Origin of the sequence: Rhodobacter sp. SY28-1, from assembly GCF_005222785.1 — a bacterium.
Lineage (GTDB): Bacteria > Pseudomonadota > Alphaproteobacteria > Rhodobacterales > Rhodobacteraceae > Tabrizicola.
Genome location: NZ_STGH01000002.1, coordinates 924,867 through 941,108, shown reverse-complemented (window position 1 = coordinate 941,108; position 16,242 = coordinate 924,867). Strand labels below are relative to the sequence as shown.

Here is a 16,242-nt window from a genome sequence, read left to right as displayed (position 1 = left end):
GTTGCGATCCCTCAGCGAGTCCGTACGTTGCCGGAAATCAGATCACTAGCCTTCTCGGCAAGCATGGCCGTCGGGGCGTTGGTGTTCGATCCGATCAGGCTTAGGAAAACGCTGCTGTCGCAGACCCGCAACCCCTCGAACCCGCGCAGCACCAGATGCGTGTCGACCACGCTCTTGTCGTCGGATCCCATCCGGCAGGTCCCGACCGGATGATACGATGTGCGACAGTGATTGCGCACGAAGCTGCGCAGATCGTCGTCGCTGCGGAGCGAGTCGTCGGGCAGGACCACCTTGCGGACGTATTTGGAGAGGGCAGGCTGCGCGAAGATTTCAAGGCTCGTCTTGAGGCCCTGAACTGTCATTTCCAGGTCATCGGGATGGCCCATGAAGTTGGGGTCAATAAGCGACGGATGATCGGGGTCTGCTGACGAGAGCCGGACCGTCCCGCGCGCCTTCGGGCGCAGGCCGTAGCAGTTAAGGGTGATGCCCGATCGACCCGGCGTTACGCCCGCCACGCAGTCCTCGGCCGACGCTCCGGCAAGGAAGTGAAATTGCAGGTCCGGTATTGACCGATCGTCGCCCGAATACCAGAAAAGGCCGCCCTCGACGACATTGCTTGCCACTGGCCCCGTGCGAAACAGCGCGTATTGCAGGCCAGCCCAAGCCGCCATGTGCGGCTTTCGATATTTGTCCAGGCTTTCATGGCCCGTGAACGCAGTCATTCGTCGTAAAGGCATCAAGACCGGCTTGCCCAAGTCGCGCTCAGGATAGATCACCAAGCCATTTTCGGTTGGACCTGCTCAACTTTCCTGCCCCGCAATGCCCGACCCCATCCTGGCAAAAAAAGTCGCCAACCCCTTGAGTTCAAGGAGGTTATTGCACATCACGACCTTAAGGGGTGATTGGGTGAGAGGCTGGACAACGACCCAAGCGGGGCTCGTTACGGCTGCTTCCTTCCGGACCTGACCGGGTTGGCGAGGCGCCTGCCCGCGCCAACCTCTCGACGGGTCATATAGGCTGGGGCGACGGGATTCGCAAGGAACTCGGTCATGTCGGGACGCTTGCCTCGTCGTTCACTTCGTGTCCTCCTCGGGAGATGAATGCTAGGAGGCACGAAGTGCACGACGAGCGGGGCGAAGCCGAGGGGAAACCATGACACGACTGCAGCGTCTGGACTGGCCGGACAGCGGGACTCCGGACCTGCCACCCGCCTTCTCGCTGGCCGAGGCCGAAGGGCGGCTTCAGTCCGTGCGGGCGGCGATGGCCAGGGCCGGATACGCGGCGCTGGCGATCTACGGCGACCGCGAGCATGCGGCGAACCTGCATTGGCTGACCGGCTTCGATCCGCGTTTTGAAGAGGCGGTGATGGTCGTGACGGCGGGTGATGCGCTGCTGGTCGCGGGGAACGAATGCCTTGCCTACACGGCGATCTCGCCGCTTGTCGCGGCGGGGCGAGTTCGCACCGGGCTCTGCGCCTCGCTGTCGCTGCCCAGCCAGCCGAGGGGGACCAGGCGGCTTTGGGAGTGGCTGGACGAAGTCATCCCGGCGGGCGCAACCATGGGCGCGGTGGGGTGGAAGTGGTACGAAGCAGACGAGCTGCCGCCCGGAACGGATCCGGCGCTGGCGCTGGATGTCCCGGCCTTCCTGGCCGACCCGCTGCGCGACCGCGCTGGGCGGGTCGAGAATGCGACTGCACTTTTCATGCATCCCGGCCATGGCCTGCGGGCGAAAGTCGGCGCCGATGATATCGCTCGGTTGGAGTTTTCGAACCACATGGCCGCCGCGGGTCTGAAACGGATGGTCTTTGCGCTGCAAGAGGGCATGACCGACTTCGCGGCGGTCGAGGCGGCGCGGATCGGCGGCTTGCCCCTGGGCTGCCACATCACCTTCGCCATGGGCGATACCCCTGGCCTCTCTGGCCCCATCGGCGACCGTATCCGGCGCGGGGTCCCTGCCAGCTTCAACATCGCGCATTGGGGCTCGAACATCTGCCGCGCCGGCTGGATGGCGCGGGGGGCGGGGGACCTGCCTGCCAGCGCGGCAGGATATCTGGAGGACTTCGTCTTTCCCTACACCCGCGCGATGTCGGACTGGTGCGCGATGATGCGGCCCGGGGTGGCCGGCGGGGAGGTCTGGGCGATGATCCACGACCGGCTGCCGCCCGAGTTCGGCATCACCCTGAACCCCGGCCACCTGATCGGGCTGGACGAATGGATGTCCTCACCCATCATGCCGGGGTCGGACATTCCGCTCGCCTCGGGGATGGCGATGCAGATGGACGTGATCCCGGCGCATCCCGATTGGGGCTCCACCCGGATGGAGGACGGCTATGTCATCGCGGATGAGGCCCTGCGGGACGACCTGGCGCGGAAGCATCCGAATGTGGCCCGGCGCTGCGCCCTGCGGGCCAAGTTCATGGCAAGCGTGATCGGGATGGAGGTGCCCGACAGCCTCCTCCCCCTCGCTGACACCTGCGGCATCATCGCGCCCTGGCTTCTGGATCCCGCGCAGGTGGTCGTCCTTTGACCAAGGCCCCCACATGGGGAAGGGAGGCGCATGATATGACGCCGCGTTTCGGGTGACGCGCGGGCCGCGCTTCGCCATTCTCCGGCGCCAAGGGAGACCACAATGACCGACTATCCGCATCTTCTGTCGCCGATCACTCTGGCCGGGGTGACCCTGCGCAACCGCAGCCTGATGGGCTCGATGCACACCGGGCTGGAGGAGACGGGGGATTGGGGTCGGGTCGCGGCCTTCTATGCCGCTCGGGCGCGCGGGGGTGCGGGACTGATCGTCACCGGCGGCATGGCCCCGAACCGCGAAGGCGGGGTCTTTCCCGGGGCGGCGGGGCTGTTCAGTGACAAGGACATCGCCAACCACCGCCGGGTGACGGACGCCGTCCATGCCGAGGGCGGCCACATCGCAATGCAGATCCTGCATGCCGGGCGCTATGCCTATGGCAAGGAGTGCGTCGCGCCCTCGGCCATCAAGTCCCCGATCTCTCCCTTCCCGCCGCGTGAGCTGGATGAGGACGGGATCGAAAAGCAGATCGCCGATATCGCCACAGCGGCGGCCCGGGCGGTCGAGGCAGGCTATGACGGCGTCGAGGTGATGGGGTCGGAAGGCTACTTCCTGAACCAGTTTCTGGTGACCCACACCAACCGCCGTACCGACCGCTGGGGTGGCGATTATGCCAACCGGATGCGCCTGCCGGTCGAAGTGGTCCGCCGGGTGCGCGCTGCGATGGGGCCGGCGGCGGTGCTGGTCTACCGCATCTCGCTAATCGACCTCGTGCCCGATGGGTCGACCTGGGAGGAGGTCGTGCAGCTTGCCAAGGCTATCGAGGCGGTGGGTGCCTCGGTCCTCAACACCGGGATCGGCTGGCACGAAGCGCGGGTACCGACGATTGCCACATCCGTCCCCCGCGCCGGGTTCGCCCATCTGACAGCGCGGTTGCGGCCCGAGGTTTCGATTCCCGTCATCACCTCGAACCGGATCAACGCGCCCGAGGTGGCAGAGACGCTGCTGGCGACGGGTGCGGCGGACATGGTGTCGATGGCGCGACCCTGGCTGGCGGATGCCGACTTCATCGCCAAGGCTGCAAGCGGGCGGGCGAAAGAGATCGCGCCCTGCATCGCCTGCAACCAAGCCTGCCTGGACCATACGTTCAGCGGCAAGCTGACCTCGTGCCTGGTGAACCCGCGCGCCTGCCATGAGACAGAGCTTGTCTATACGCCGACCGACAGCCCGAAACGGGTGGCCATTGTCGGGGCCGGTCCCGCCGGGATGATGACGGCCATCGTCGCCGCCGGGCGGGGGCATCAGGTGACGCTGTTCGACAAGGCGACGCAGGTCGGCGGCCAGCTGAACCTGGCCAAGCAGGTCCCCGGCAAGGAAGAGTTCCACGGTCTGGTGGACTGGTTTGCGACCATGCTTACTGCCCCCGGCATCACCCTGCGGCTGGGCCATTCAGCCAGCGCCGATGACCTTGCAGGCTTTGACGAAGTGGTCATCGCCACCGGAGTCACCCCGCGCGATCCGGGGATTCCGGTCGAAGAGGGGGCGAAGGTTCTCTCCTACATCGACGTGCTCCGCGGCGCAGACGTGGGCCGCCGTGTGGCCGTTGTCGGGGCGGGCGGAATCGGGTTCGACGTGGCCGAGACGCTGGTGCACGAGGGGACAAGCCCGACCCTCGACGCGGATCTCTGGCGCGAGGAGTGGGGCGTATCAACGCCTTGGCAGGACCGTGGCGGTCTGGACCCCGAGGGACCGAAGCCGCATCCGCCAGCGCGGGACGTGTATCTGTTGCAGCGCAAGGCCGAAAAGCCCGGGCGGCATCTCGGCAAGACCACCGGCTGGATCCACCGGGCAAGCCTGGCGATGAAACGGGTCAAGATGCAGGGCGGGGTGAACTACGACCGCATAACGCCCGAGGGCTTGTGGATCAGCCACGGGCCGAACCGCGAGCAACCGGAACTGCTCGCGGTCGATGCCGTGGTGCTCTGTGCGGGGCAAGAGCCGGAACGGGGGCTCAGCACCGAGCTGGACCGGCGTGGCATCCCCCACCATCGGGTTGGCGGGGCGGACGTTGCTGCCGAGCTGGACGCCAAGCGCGCGATAGATCAGGCCGCGCGCCTGGCAGCCCGGCTTTAGGGGGCGCTGTCTGCGCCCCCGGGCCTGCCTCAGCCGCCCGACGAGGCTTCCGGCGCGGTGATCACGCCATTGTCGAGCGCAGCCTGCAGCTCGGTCTGGTCGACCGCTCCGTCGGCGTTCGCGTCGATGCCCTTGAAGCCGTCCTCGGTGAGATCCGTCCAGACCGCCTGAAGCTCGGCCAGCGACCACGTGCCGTTGCCGTCGGTATCCGCCACCTCAGGCAGAGTCGCCTGGGCGAAAGCGGCCGAGGCCAGGGCCAGCGGTGCAAGCAGGATTGCGAAGCGTTTCATGGAAGTCTCCTTTTTCTACCCATGATTGCATGGTGCGGGTTTTCCCGCCCCGAGACGTAGCTAGGCGGTCCCGGAAGGATGTTCCATAGGTCCAAGACGGGCAGCCGTATTGGCGACGGATCGTTGCCATTCCGGGGTCAGTGTGCGAACATTTTCCTGCCGACCGGATCGCACCCTCCCTTTTGCCGCGCAGCAAAATACCCCTCTCAGGCGAAGGATTGCCGAACGCCCCGGCGCCGGAGTCGTTTCCCCTGCCACAACGATCCCACACAATACCCCGGATCGGTCGCTCGATTGCCGCCTTCCTGCCCGATTTGCCTGTGAAACCATATTGTCACAAACGGCGTGATTGTTCCCAAGAGGACACTATGGATCGACTGACGGAGATGGAGGCCTTTGCCACGGTTGTGGACCAGGGCGGCTTCACCGATGCAGCCAAGAAGATGGGGATCTCGAAGTCCGCCGTCTCGAAACACGTTTCGGCCCTCGAAGCCAGACTTGGCGCGCGCCTCCTGAATCGCACCACGCGGCGGGTCAGCCCGACCGAGATCGGCCTTGCCTATTACGACCGCGCCCGCCGTGTCCTGAACGACGCCGGCGAGGCGGACGCCCTTGTCACATCCATGCAATCCGCCCCTTCCGGCCTTCTGCGCGTGTCCGTCGCTACCGACTTCGGCGTGAATCTCCTGTCGCCGATCCTGGGGGATTTCCTGCTGGAATACCCCGACATCACCGTGAACATGGTCCTGAACAACCGCTACGTCGAACTGATCAGCGAAGGGTTCGACATGGCGATCCGGGTAGGAGAGCTGGAGGACAGCTCGCTTCGCGCCCGCAAGCTGACCGAGACGACCAAGCGGATGATCGGCTCGCCGTCCTATTTCCAGCGTTTCGGCCGTCCGCAGAAGATCGACGATCTGAACGACCACAAGCTGCTGCACTATTCGAATCAGGCCAATGGCAACGTCTGGAAGATCACCGCGCCCTCGGGCGAAAAGCGGCAGGTCCGGTCTGTCGGCTGGCTGACCGTGAACGACGGGCAAAGCCTGCTCAACGCCGCGATCTCGGGTCTGGGCATCGCCTACCTGCCATCCTTCCTTTACGCCGACGCCATGCGTCAGGGCCAGGTGGAAGAGGCGATCCCAGGTCTGCCGACCGAAGTGCTGGGCATCTATGCGGTCTACCCGCCGGGCCGGTTCACCCAGCCCAAGGTGCGCGCCTTCATCGATTTCCTTGCGCGGCGCTATGCCGACAAGGGACCCGACAACTGGTGAGCCGGGCCATCACCTTCCGCAACTGCTGACGGCCCCTATCCCTCTCACGGCCGTCAACGGGTCGAAGTGACAATCACTTCGACCCGTCTGTTTTTCTGCCGCCCCTCTTCGGTCTGATTCGTCGCGCGCGGGGCGAGGAAGCCCACGCCCTTCGCGATCACCCGGGCGCGGTCGGCGCCGTAGGTGTCGATCAGCACCTCGGCCACCGCCTCGGCGCGGCGTTCCGACAAGGCGATGTTGCCCGCCAGGCTGCCAGAGGCATCGGTATGCCCGACCAGCGCCACCGTCCCCTCGGGGTTGGCCTCCAGCCAGGCGGCTACCGCGGCCAGAGACGGGTAGTCGCCCTCGGTCAGCGTTGCAGCGCCGCTGGCAAAGACCAGATCGTCCAGCACCGCGACACCCGTCTGGTCCAGCGCCTGGGCAAGGCCGCTGTCGTCGGACGGGGTCACGACGGGCGCGGGGGCTGTGACTTCGTCGGGCAGGTCGACCACGGTCTGGGTCACGGGGGCGGTCAAGGGTGCCTTTGACACCCGGGTGATCTGGACATATCCCGCGCTGGCACTGCGGCTGACCAGGATCGACACCGCCTCCTCGCCCGAAACCGCGGACAGGAACCGGTAGTCGGACAGGTCGACATGCATGTCCGGCTCGGGCATCACGTCGGTGCCAAAGCGGAAATCAAATCCGCCGCAGCTGCGCGCCTCGCATTCGAAGATGATCTCGTAGCCGGCGGCCGTCACCTGATCGCGCAGCGGGGCCAGAACGGCAAGCGTCGTGATCCCGCCTGCCTCAAGTCGAAACGCGCGTTGGTCCAGTGCGCCTTCCACCACGCGCGAGGGCACGGTCGACCCGTCGAAGGCGGCGATGGGCAGGTCATAGCTTCCCGGCACTTCGCTCCGGCTCTCCTCGGCCAGAACCCTGGCCGGAAGCTCCAGCGTCAACGCGGCGGCAGGGGTTGCCAGCGACAGGATCAGAACTGATAGGATGGCCTTCGGCACTGCCCGTCGCTTTCCGCGATCATTTCATTCTATAGTGATACTGTCCCACAACGCTCATGCCAAGGCGAGCGTAGAGCGCGCGGGCGGCGGCGTTCTGCCGGGTGACGACCAGCGACAAGCGGGACGCCCCTTCCGCTGCAGCCCAGTTCGCGGCGGCATGCAAAAGCGCCTGCGCCGCGCCCTTGCGGCGTTGCTCCGGGCGGACCTCCAGCGCGTGCAGCATGGCCTCTCGCCCGTGGCAGGCCACGAAGGCCACCCCGGCGGGCCGGTCATCCGTCCGCGCCAGAAGCGCCGTTTTCGGCCCCTGCACCCGATCCATCACCGCAAGGCGGGCCGGACCGATGCCGCCGTCGGCCCAAAGGGCGCGGGCGATTTCCAGGGGCGGCCAATGCGGGAAGGCGGCCAGGGGCGGGAGATCGGCAGTCAGCATCTCGACCCGGGCGGCATAGGCGACCACCGGATCGATCACGCGCCAGCCGCGGCGGTCAAGGGCGCTGTCGAGGGTCGTGTCCGCTTCGCGGATCAGCATCAGCGGTTCCGCCATGGCCGCCTCGACCGCGTCCAGATCGGCGTCCGAGAATGCACCATCGACGCTTGCCGCCGACACCCGCTTGCCGCCCCCAGCCCCGTCGCGCAGGGTGAAGGGACCAAGGCTGCGGCGGCCGGCCGGAGGCCAGGTCGCCTCCATCACCTCGGCCAGAAGATCGGGGGCCAGCGTTTCGGGCGTCATCCGAACAACCGGGTCAGCTTGACCATGGCCTCGTCCAGACGTGCCGGATCGGTGCCACGAACCACCAGATTCGTGCCATGCGCGCCGTTTTGGATGAAGGGGTAGGACCCCATGGACAGGTCCGGAAACTCGGCTGCCAGCGCGCCGAACGGCCCCGCGATCTCGCCCTCGCCCCGCTCGACGCGCAGCGACTGCGACAGAAGCGGGGGACCGCCCGTCAGCTTGGGCAGGACCGAGGCGACCATCGCCTCGAAGATCTTCGGCACGCCCGCCATGACGTGGACATTGCCGATGGTGAAGCCGGGAGCAGTCGAGACCGGATTGTCGATCAGTGTGGCCCCCTCCGGGATCCGCGCCATCCGCTGCCGCGCTTCGTTGAAGGGCAGGCCAGAGCGGTCGTAATGCGCCTGCAAGAGCGCCATCGCATCTTCGCGGTGCCCGATCTTCGCCCCCATCGCCTCGGCCACGGCATCGGCGGTGATGTCGTCATGGGTCGGGCCGATGCCGCCGCTGGTGAAGACATGGGTATACTTGGCCGACAGGGCCTGGACGGCCGCCACGATCTCGGGGTGGATGTCCGCCACGACGCGGGCCTCGCGCAGCGTGATGCCGATGCGGGTCAGCTCGCCTGCCAGGAAGTGCATGTTCGAATCGCGCGTCCGGCCGGACAGGATTTCGTCGCCGATCACCAGGATTGCCGCTGTGGGGTTGGTCATCGGGGGCCTCCGTCTTGCACCTGTGGGTCGGGTATAGCCCCGGCCTCTGGCCATTTCCACGCAAGATAATTATGTAGGGGCCAAGGAGACAGAGATGGACGACGTTCGCGCCCGCATCACCAAGGATGGCATCCGCATCTACGAGGATGCGGATTTCGCAGGCATGCGCACGGCGGGTCGGATCGCGGCCGAGATCCTCGATGCGGTCGCCCCGCTGGTGGTGCCGGGAACGACGACCGGGGTGATCGACGACTTCATCACCGACGAGATCAAGCGCCGCGGCGTCACCTCGGCCACCATCGGCTACAAGGGCTACAAGCACGCCTCGTGCATCAGCGTGAACCATGTGGTCTGCCACGGGATTCCGGGGCCGAAGGTGCTGATGGACGGCGATATCCTGAACGTCGACGTGACCGTGATCGTCGACGGCTGGTATGGCGACACCAGCCGGATGTATGTCGCGGGCCAACTGGCGCGCAAGGCGGAGCGGCTGATCGAGGTCACCCACGAAGGCCTGATGCGCGGGATCGCGGCGGTGAAGCCGGGGAACACCTTCGGCGACATCGGTTACGCGATCCAGTCCTACGTCGAGGCGCAGCGGATGTCCGTCGTCCGCGATTTCTGCGGCCACGGTCTGGGTCGGGTTTTCCACGCCCCGCCGAACGTCCTGCACTACGGTCGTGCAGGGTCCGGTCCTGTGCTGGAGGAAGGCATGTTCTTCACCATCGAGCCGATGGTGAACCTCGGCCGCCCCGAGACCAAGGTTCTGGCTGACGACTGGACGGCGGTCACGCGGGACAAGTCGCTCTCGGCGCAGTTCGAGCATTCGGTCGGCGTCACGGCCACGGGCTGCGAGATCTTCACCCTGTCGCCCGCTGGCAAGTTCCACCCGACCTGGGGTTGAGGGGCTAAAATCCTTAAGCAAGGATTCTGCAGATTTCTTCGAAGAAATTTGGGCCCTCAAATCCCCGCGTACCACTCATACCCGCGGTCGGCCCAGTAGCTGCCCTTGCCAAAGCCCAGCGAGGCCAGACTGTCGGTCAGCTCGATGGTGTGGACATACTTCGCCATCTTGTAGCCCAGCTGCCGCTCCACCCGCAGCCGAAGGGGTGCTCCGTTCGCGACCGGTAAAGGCGCGCCGTTCATTGCATAGGCGAGGATTGTCTGCGGATGGAAGGCGTCGATCAGGTCGATCGATTCATAGTAGAAGACCTCTCCCGACAGGCTCCGCTCGATGGCGTCGAAGCAGTGGAACACGGCATAGCGCGCGGTCACCTTGGGCTGCGCCATCTTGAGGACCGTCCCCAGCGGCACGCCCTGCCATTTGGCGATACAACTCCACCCCTCGACGCAGTCGTGCCGGGTGATCTGGGTGCGCGACGGCAGCGCGGTCAGCTCGGCCAGCGATAGACTTTGTGGGGCATCGACCAGCCCGGCCACCGTCAACCGATAGTCGCGGAAGCCCGCCTCGGCCATCCGGCGATAGTCGGCCCCATCGGGATTGACCGACCCATTCGGCCGCTGGCCCTGCCGGATATCCGCCTCGGAAAACTCGGGCGCGAGCTTCTCGCCAATTAGCGCGCGCTGGGCCGCCTGGGTCAGGCTCTCATGGCTGGCGAAGAGCTTCCGCAGCGCGCTGTCCCCCTCGGTCGCACTGTCAAAAACCTTGCATCCCGACAGCGCAAGGGCCGCCCCGCCCAGGAGGAACTTGCGACGATCAAACATCACGCTCTTCCTCCGTGCGATACCAGCCGGTCAGGATCGACCGCATCTCGTTCAGGGGTCCCGCCAGCAGGATCATCGCCATATGCACGGCAAAGAAGCCCAACAGCGCGACCATGGTCAGGAAGTGGATCGTCCGGGCGGTCTGGCGGCCGCCAAATACCTCCAGCAACCACGGCGCGGCGGCGTTGAACCCTGGCGACATGGAAAGGCCGGACAGGATCATCAGCGGCAGCGCCACAAACAGGACCGAGGCATAAGCCAGCTTCTGTAGCACCGAATACTCCCCCCTGTGGTGAAAGCGCAGCCGGGCATGGTCGACAATGTCCCGGGGCAGGGCGCGCAGGTCGGCCCAAGTCGGGACAAGCTGGCGCAGATGCCCGTTCAAGGCCGAAGCGACCAGCCACAGCGCCAGCGTCCCCACCAGCACCCAGGCAAAGAAGAAATGGATCACCCGACCCGTGGCCAGGCTTGTCTTCGACGGGATGGTCAGTGCCGCCGGGAAGGCTCGCGCCTCGCCACCCGACACGCCAAGCACGCCGGTCGTGTCGAACTCCGCCTCGAAGACCCGCGTCACCCCGCGCAATTCTCCGTCCGCCTCGACTGCGCCGATTTCCAGGATCGCGTTGTCATAGTCGAACCCCGCCTCCTTGCCGATATGCAGGCTGGGAAAGGCGTTGAAGATCTGCAGCCCTGTCAGCATCAGGAAGAACAGGCTGACGGCCCAGACCCAGTGCGTCACCCTGGTGACCAGGCGTTGGCGGTAGACAAGCGGCCCCTGTGGCATCGCATTCCTCCGGTTTCCTGACCGAAGCTACGGGCGGCTCCCCGGGAAGTTTCGCCGCCGATCCGGGGCAGGGGCTGATTGCATTTCCGCCCGCCGGGGCTTATCTCGGGAAGCTGACCAAAGGGGCAGCAGGCACCGCATGAACTGGATCACCAACTACGTCCGCCCGAAGATCAACTCGCTGTTTTCGCGCCGCGAGGTGCCCGAGAATCTTTGGACGAAATGCCCGGAATGCGGGACGATGCTGTTCCACCGGGAGCTTGCCGCGAACCAGAATGTCTGCGGCACCTGCGACCATCACATGGCGATCAGCCCGCGCGAACGGTTCGAGGCGCTGTTCGACGGCGGCATCTACACCGAGGTGAAGGTGCCCGAGGCGGTGGTGGACCCGCTGCATTTCCGCGACCAGAAGAAATACACTGACCGAATCAAGGCCGCGCAGAAAGCATCCGGCGAAAAGGATGCGATGCTGGTGGCCGAGGGCGAGATCGGCCGCACCCCCATCGTCGCCGCCGCACAGGATTTCAGCTTCATGGCCGGGTCGATGGGCATGAACGTCGGCAACGCGATCATCGCGGCGGCGGAACGGGCGGTGAAGCTCAAGCGCCCCTTGGTGCTGTTCTCGGCCTCGGGCGGGGCGCGGATGCAGGAGGGGATGCTGTCCCTCATGCAGATGCCGCGCACCACTGTCGCGGTGCAGATGCTGAAAGAGGCAGGGCTGCCCTATATCGTCGTCCTGACCCATCCGACGACCGGGGGCGTGACGGCCAGCTATGCCATGCTGGGTGACGTGCAGATTGCCGAACCCAACGCCCAGATCGGCTTTGCCGGCGCCCGGGTCATCGAACAGACCATCCGCGAGAAACTGCCCGAAGGCTTCCAGCGCGCCGAATACCTGCTGGACCACGGCATGCTGGACCGTGTTGTCCACCGCAAGGCGATGAAGGAAGAACTCGTCACCCTGATCCGGATGCTGACCGGCCAGCCTCCGGCGATCAAGGGCGACCTGCCCTCGCCAGCCGAAGCCAAGGCCGAAGCGGGCGCCTGAGCCATGACAACCGGTTCCGACGTCATCCTGGAAAGGATGATGACGCTGCACCCCAAGGTCATCGACCTGACGCTGGCGCGCGTCGAACGGCTGCTGCAAGCCCTTTGCAATCCCGAACGCGCGATTCCGCCGGTGATCCACATCGCCGGGACGAACGGCAAGGGCTCGACCCAGGCGATGATCCGGGCGGGACTTGAGGCGGGAGGGGACAAGGTCCACGCCTATACCTCACCTCATCTGGCGCGCTTCCACGAACGCATCCGGCTGGCGGGGGAGCTGATTAGCGAGGAACTGCTGACCCAGCTTCTGGACGAAAGCGTCACCGCGAACGGCCCGGACGAGATCACCTTCTTCGAGATCACCACCTGCGCGGCCTTCCTCGCCTTTGCCCGCGTTCCGGCGGATTGGACCCTGCTCGAGGTCGGCCTTGGTGGCAGGTTGGACGCGACCAACGTCATCGACACACCCCGGCTGACGATCATCACACCGGTCAGCCTCGACCATCAGGCCTTCCTTGGCGACACCGTTGCCGCGATTGCCGGGGAAAAGGCCGGGATCATCAAGCGCGGGGTCCCGGTGATCGTCGGGCCGCAGTCCGAGGAAGGGCTGGCGGTGATCGAGGCGAAGGCCGCGCGCATGGGGGCACCGGCCTGGATCTTCGGCCAGCAGTGGAACGTCTGGGAGGAACGCGGTCGTCTGGTCTATCAGGATGAGAACGGGCTTCTGGACCTGCCCCTGCCGAACCTCCCCGGCCCACATCAGGTGCAGAACGCAGGCGCGGCCATCGCGGCGCTGCGTCTGCTGGGCCGTGATGAAGCCGCCTGCGAGGCGGCGGTGACCCGCGCCTTCTGGCCCGCACGGATGCAGCGCCTGCGTCGGGGCCCCTTGGTCGATCTCGCGCCGACGGTCGAACTGTGGCTTGACGGCGGACACAACCCGGCCGGTGGCGAGGCGGTCGCGGCGACGCTGGCCCGGATGCCCAAGCGCGAGACGCATCTCATCTGCGGGATGCTGAACACCAAGGACGTGACCGGCTACATGCGCCCGCTTGCACCGCAAGTGACGAAGCTGCACGCCGTCTCGATCCCCGGGGAGAAGAACACCCTTCCCGCCGAACTCACTCGCGATGCCGCCCGCGCGGCGGGGATTGCGGCAGAGACGGCAGGCTCGGTCGCCGAAGCTCTGGCCGGGATTGCGGCGACGTCGCCGGACGCGCGCGTGCTGATCTGCGGCTCGCTCTACCTGGCGGGGACCGTGCTGCGCGAGAATGGATAGGCCAAAATCCTTCGAAGGATTTTGCAGAAGTTTTCGAAAACTTTTGCGCCTGGTTTCAGCCGTTCACCCCATACCGCGCCATGAACATGTCTACGGCCCCATGCACTGACCGATGCGTCAGCTCGGGCGTGATGGTCTCAGCCATGCCGAAGATCAGCTTTTCGTGGATCGTCGCCTTGCACAACTGCGCGAACTGGTCCGCCGCAAGGTCCAGATCGTCAATCCGCAGCGCGCCGGACTGCACATAGCAGCCCAGGTGATGCACCAGCCGCGCATGGATCAGGCCCGGCCCAAAGTCGTAGAACTGCCGACCCAGCCCCGGGAAACGCTCACCTTCCCCCACGACGATCCGAAACATCCGCTGCCCGAAATCCGATAGCTGGAACGCGACGATCCGTTCCGCAGCGATGGTCAATGCCACCCGCACCGGGAAATCGCCTTCGACCATCGCCTCGGCTTCCTCGGTCTGGCGGTGGCATTCGCAGCGCGCCACTTCCAGGAACAACAACTGCTTGTCGGGGAAATAGGCGTAGATCGTCGCCTTCGACACCCCAGCCTCACGCGCGATATCGTCGACCGAGGCCCGTTCGAACCCGTCCCGCATGAAGATCTTCCGGGCGCCTTCCAGCACCTGGTCGAACTTGCGGCCGCGCCTGACCCCGTGATCTGCAATGACGTTCATCGGACCCCCTGGCAGGGACCATAGAGCATCGCGGTCGGGCGCGGCAAGCGAAGCTGCGGTCACTCGGCCAGCGTGCAGGTGCCGCCCGCCACAGGGGCTGCGCAGCCCTTGGTCGACGGCGTGACAGTGTCGGTCGGGAAGGTCAGGGTCGGCAGCAGGATGTTCAGCGATTGCGCTGCAACCGGGGCGGCCAGCGACAGGGAAGCGGCAAGAACAAGGGCGATACGTTTCATCTCGATCTCCAATTTGAACTCTACAGTTCAGAATCGTATCTAAACCGCGGAGTTCATTTTGGCAAGTCGATTCTGAACTCATCAGTTTACATTATAACATTGCGCCTGCAGAGCCTTGGCCTACATTAGAATCATTCCAGATAAGGTGCCCGCCAGTGCTCTCCTCCCTGTCTTTCCGCCGCCGCTTTGCCGACCTGTCCGAACAAGAGGTGCTGGCGCTTGCAATTTCGTCCGAAGAGGACGACGCCCGCATCTACCGCAGCTTTGCCGAACGCCTGCGCGCCGACTTCCCGGCCTCGGCGGCGGTGTTCGACGGGATGGCGGTCGAGGAGGACGGCCACCGCCAGCGCCTGATCGACTTGCACCGTGTCCGTTTCGGCGATGTGATCCCTCTGATCCGGCGCGAACATGTCGCGGGCTTCTATGCCCGTCGCCCGGTCTGGCTGTCACAAACCCTGTCGCTGGAAACCATGCGCGGCGAAGCAGCGGGGATGGAAAAGGTCGCGCATGACTTCTATGTCCGTGCCGCCGCCCGGACCCAGGATGCCGCGACCCGCAAGCTTTTGGGTGACCTCGCCGCCGCCGAGGCCGGGCACGAACGCCATGCCCAACGGCTGGAGGAGAAACACCTGTCCGCTGACGCGCGCAGCGATGAGGACCAGACGGCCAAGCGCCAGTTCATCTTGACCTGGGTACAGCCGGGGCTCGCGGGGCTGATGGACGGCTCGGTCTCCACCCTCGCCCCGATCTTCGCCACGGCTTTTGCCACGCAGGACACCTGGACGACCTTCCTCGTCGGCTCGGCCGCCTCGGTCGGCGCGGGCATCTCGATGGGCTTTACCGAAGCCGCGCACGACGACGGCGTCCTTTCGGGGCGCGGTTCTCCTTTCAAACGCGGGCTTGCCTCGGGCGTGATGACCACCATCGGCGGCCTCGGCCACGCTCTCCCGTACCTGATCCCCGACTTTTGGACCGCCACCACCATCGCGATGATCGTGGTCTTTGTCGAATTATGGGCCATCGCCTGGATCCAGAACCGCTACATGGAAACCCCCTTCTTCCGCGCTGCCTTGCAGGTCGTGGTCGGCGGTGCTTTGGTCTTTGCCGCAGGGGTTCTGATCGGGGGCGGGTGATGTATCGCAAGGGTGAGGTCAGCTATCAGGCTTTGCCGTTGCCGGACCGCGTGCAGAAGGACGATGCCGGGGCGCTGGCCGCGGCCCAGGACTTCCTTGCCTACATGCGCAAACGGCATTCGGTGCGGGACTACTCGACCCGTCCCGTTCCCGAGGCGGTGATCGCCGCCTGCATCGCCGCGGCGGGGACGGCCCCCTCAGGCGCGAACCACCAGCCCTGGCATTTCGTCGCGATCAGCGATCCGGCGATGAAGAGCCGCATCCGCGAGGGCGCGGAAGAAGAGGAACGGGCGTTCTATTCCGGCGGGGCGGGCGACGAATGGCTGGCAGCGCTGGAACCGATCGGGACCGGCGTGTCGAAGCCGCACCTGACCGATGCGCCCTGGCTGATCGTCGTCTTCGCGCAGCGCTATGGCGTGACCGAGGACGGCGACCGCTACAAGAACTACTATGTCCCGGAAAGTGTCGGCATCGCCACGGGCATCCTGATCACCGCGATACACCATGCGGGCCTGGTCTGCCTGGAGCACACCCCGAATCCGATGAAGTTCCTCGGCCCCCTCTGCGGGCGGCCAGACCATGAAAAGCCGGTGATGATCCTGCCGGTGGGCTATCCCGCCGACACCGCCACGGTCCCGGAAGTGGCCAAGCGGAGGAAGCCGCTTGACCAGATCATGTCGGTCTTCCGGGCCTGACCGCGA

The 16,242-nt window shown here is 65.8% G+C and carries 17 protein-coding genes and 1 other RNA gene; 8 read left to right on the top strand and 10 right to left on the bottom strand.

From position 1 onward, the window contains the following. Positions 1–11 precede the first annotated feature (11 nt). Both E8M84_RS13715 and ffs read right to left on the bottom strand, forming a co-directional pair. On the bottom strand, positions 12–722 hold the full coding sequence (locus E8M84_RS13715; RefSeq protein WP_240790381.1) for a GMC family oxidoreductase: 711 nt from the start codon (positions 720–722) through the stop codon (positions 12–14). A gap of 182 nt (positions 723–904) precedes the next feature. Next, positions 905–1,003: signal recognition particle sRNA small type (gene ffs, locus E8M84_RS13710), an RNA gene on the bottom strand. Between the two features lie 149 nt (positions 1,004–1,152). Between ffs and E8M84_RS13705 the strand changes: the two genes are divergently transcribed. Together E8M84_RS13705 and E8M84_RS13700 are read left to right on the top strand one after the other, a co-directional pair. After that, positions 1,153–2,526: an aminopeptidase P family N-terminal domain-containing protein gene (locus E8M84_RS13705; RefSeq protein ID WP_137111723.1), complete on the top strand. Its 1,374-nt coding sequence runs from the start codon at positions 1,153–1,155 to the stop codon at positions 2,524–2,526. A gap of 102 nt (positions 2,527–2,628) precedes the next feature. After that, entirely contained in the window at positions 2,629–4,653 is a 2,025-nt protein-coding gene (locus E8M84_RS13700) for an FAD-dependent oxidoreductase (protein WP_137111722.1), read from the top strand. 29 nt (positions 4,654–4,682) lie between these two features. On the opposite strand, the gene E8M84_RS13695 is transcribed toward E8M84_RS13700, so the two are convergent. Continuing rightward, entirely contained in the window at positions 4,683–4,943 is a 261-nt protein-coding gene (locus E8M84_RS13695; RefSeq protein WP_137111721.1) for an EF-hand domain-containing protein, read from the bottom strand. Between the two features lie 368 nt (positions 4,944–5,311). Between E8M84_RS13695 and E8M84_RS13690 the strand changes: the two genes are divergently transcribed. Further along, positions 5,312–6,217 carry a LysR family transcriptional regulator gene (locus E8M84_RS13690; RefSeq protein ID WP_137111720.1) on the top strand — a complete coding sequence of 302 codons (906 nt, stop codon included), beginning with the start codon at positions 5,312–5,314 and terminating at the stop codon, positions 6,215–6,217. Between the two features lie 53 nt (positions 6,218–6,270). On the opposite strand, the gene E8M84_RS13685 is transcribed toward E8M84_RS13690, so the two are convergent. The 3 genes from E8M84_RS13685 to E8M84_RS13675 are packed head-to-tail and all read right to left on the bottom strand — an operon-like array spanning position 6,271 to position 8,661. Beyond that, positions 6,271–7,215 carry an OmpA family protein gene (locus E8M84_RS13685; RefSeq protein WP_240790380.1) on the bottom strand — a complete coding sequence of 315 codons (945 nt, stop codon included), beginning with the start codon at positions 7,213–7,215 and terminating at the stop codon, positions 6,271–6,273. A 19-nt stretch (positions 7,216–7,234) separates the two neighbouring features. Next, complete coding sequence (locus E8M84_RS13680; protein ID WP_394347423.1) at positions 7,235–7,930, bottom strand: GNAT family N-acetyltransferase; 696 nt, start codon at positions 7,928–7,930, stop codon at positions 7,235–7,237. An 11-nt stretch (positions 7,931–7,941) separates the two neighbouring features. Next, complete coding sequence (locus E8M84_RS13675; protein WP_137111718.1) at positions 7,942–8,661, bottom strand: molybdopterin-binding protein; 720 nt, start codon at positions 8,659–8,661, stop codon at positions 7,942–7,944. 94 nt (positions 8,662–8,755) lie between these two features. On the opposite strand from E8M84_RS13675, the gene map reads away from it, so the two are divergent. Then, positions 8,756–9,565, top strand: coding sequence for a type I methionyl aminopeptidase (gene map, locus E8M84_RS13670; RefSeq protein WP_137111717.1), 810 nt, complete (start codon positions 8,756–8,758; stop codon positions 9,563–9,565). A 56-nt stretch (positions 9,566–9,621) separates the two neighbouring features. Here the strand turns inward: map and E8M84_RS13665 are convergent, their stop codons facing one another. Next, positions 9,622–10,386, bottom strand: a complete 765-nt coding sequence (locus tag E8M84_RS13665; RefSeq protein WP_137111716.1) for a molybdopterin-binding protein — start codon at positions 10,384–10,386, stop codon at positions 9,622–9,624. Then, a complete protein-coding gene (locus E8M84_RS13660; protein ID WP_137111715.1) occupies positions 10,379–11,170 on the bottom strand; it encodes a cytochrome b/b6 domain-containing protein in 792 nt (263 codons plus the stop codon). The genes E8M84_RS13665 and E8M84_RS13660 overlap by 8 nt, the downstream gene beginning before the upstream one ends. A 139-nt stretch (positions 11,171–11,309) precedes the next feature. Between E8M84_RS13660 and accD the strand changes: the two genes are divergently transcribed. Continuing rightward, positions 11,310–12,218: an acetyl-CoA carboxylase, carboxyltransferase subunit beta gene (gene accD, locus E8M84_RS13655; RefSeq protein ID WP_137111714.1), complete on the top strand. Its 909-nt coding sequence runs from the start codon at positions 11,310–11,312 to the stop codon at positions 12,216–12,218. A 3-nt stretch (positions 12,219–12,221) separates the two neighbouring features. Continuing rightward, positions 12,222–13,493, top strand: a complete 1,272-nt coding sequence (locus E8M84_RS13650; protein ID WP_137111713.1) for a folylpolyglutamate synthase/dihydrofolate synthase family protein — start codon at positions 12,222–12,224, stop codon at positions 13,491–13,493. 55 nt (positions 13,494–13,548) lie between these two features. Here E8M84_RS13650 and E8M84_RS13645 read toward each other — a convergent pair whose 3' ends face one another. Further along, positions 13,549–14,175 (bottom strand): TetR/AcrR family transcriptional regulator, encoded by a 627-nt coding sequence (locus tag E8M84_RS13645; protein WP_137111712.1) that lies wholly within the window; start codon positions 14,173–14,175, stop codon positions 13,549–13,551. A 59-nt stretch (positions 14,176–14,234) separates the two neighbouring features. Continuing rightward, a complete protein-coding gene (locus E8M84_RS21485; protein WP_170971934.1) occupies positions 14,235–14,408 on the bottom strand; it encodes a hypothetical protein in 174 nt (57 codons plus the stop codon). Positions 14,409–14,563: 155 nt separating this feature from the next. Between E8M84_RS21485 and mbfA the strand changes: the two genes are divergently transcribed. Beyond that, on the top strand, positions 14,564–15,541 hold the full coding sequence (gene mbfA / locus E8M84_RS13640) for an iron exporter MbfA (protein ID WP_137111711.1): 978 nt from the start codon (positions 14,564–14,566) through the stop codon (positions 15,539–15,541). Beyond that, positions 15,541–16,236 (top strand): nitroreductase family protein, encoded by a 696-nt coding sequence (locus E8M84_RS13635; protein ID WP_137111710.1) that lies wholly within the window; start codon positions 15,541–15,543, stop codon positions 16,234–16,236. The genes mbfA and E8M84_RS13635 overlap by 1 nt, the downstream gene beginning before the upstream one ends. The last annotated feature ends 6 nt before the right edge of the window (positions 16,237–16,242 follow it).

Excerpts from the sequence above, each read along its gene's own strand:
- E8M84_RS13715 (WP_240790381.1), bottom strand. The coding sequence starts at position 722 with ATGACTGCGTTCACGGGCCATGAAAGCCTGGACAAATATCGAAAGCCG.
- E8M84_RS13705 (WP_137111723.1), top strand. The coding sequence starts at position 1,153 with ATGACACGACTGCAGCGTCTGGACTGGCCGGACAGCGGGACTCCGGAC.
- E8M84_RS13700 (WP_137111722.1), top strand. The coding sequence starts at position 2,629 with ATGACCGACTATCCGCATCTTCTGTCGCCGATCACTCTGGCCGGGGTG.
- E8M84_RS13695 (WP_137111721.1), bottom strand. The coding sequence starts at position 4,943 with ATGAAACGCTTCGCAATCCTGCTTGCACCGCTGGCCCTGGCCTCGGCC.
- E8M84_RS13690 (WP_137111720.1), top strand. The coding sequence starts at position 5,312 with ATGGATCGACTGACGGAGATGGAGGCCTTTGCCACGGTTGTGGACCAG.
- E8M84_RS13675 (WP_137111718.1), bottom strand. The coding sequence starts at position 8,661 with ATGACCAACCCCACAGCGGCAATCCTGGTGATCGGCGACGAAATCCTG.
- map (WP_137111717.1), top strand. The coding sequence starts at position 8,756 with ATGGACGACGTTCGCGCCCGCATCACCAAGGATGGCATCCGCATCTAC.
- E8M84_RS13665 (WP_137111716.1), bottom strand. The coding sequence starts at position 10,386 with ATGTTTGATCGTCGCAAGTTCCTCCTGGGCGGGGCGGCCCTTGCGCTG.
- E8M84_RS13660 (WP_137111715.1), bottom strand. The coding sequence starts at position 11,170 with ATGCCACAGGGGCCGCTTGTCTACCGCCAACGCCTGGTCACCAGGGTG.
- accD (WP_137111714.1), top strand. The coding sequence starts at position 11,310 with ATGAACTGGATCACCAACTACGTCCGCCCGAAGATCAACTCGCTGTTT.
- E8M84_RS13650 (WP_137111713.1), top strand. The coding sequence starts at position 12,222 with ATGACAACCGGTTCCGACGTCATCCTGGAAAGGATGATGACGCTGCAC.
- E8M84_RS13645 (WP_137111712.1), bottom strand. The coding sequence starts at position 14,175 with ATGAACGTCATTGCAGATCACGGGGTCAGGCGCGGCCGCAAGTTCGAC.
- E8M84_RS21485 (WP_170971934.1), bottom strand. The coding sequence starts at position 14,408 with ATGAAACGTATCGCCCTTGTTCTTGCCGCTTCCCTGTCGCTGGCCGCC.
- E8M84_RS13635 (WP_137111710.1), top strand. The coding sequence starts at position 15,541 with ATGTATCGCAAGGGTGAGGTCAGCTATCAGGCTTTGCCGTTGCCGGAC.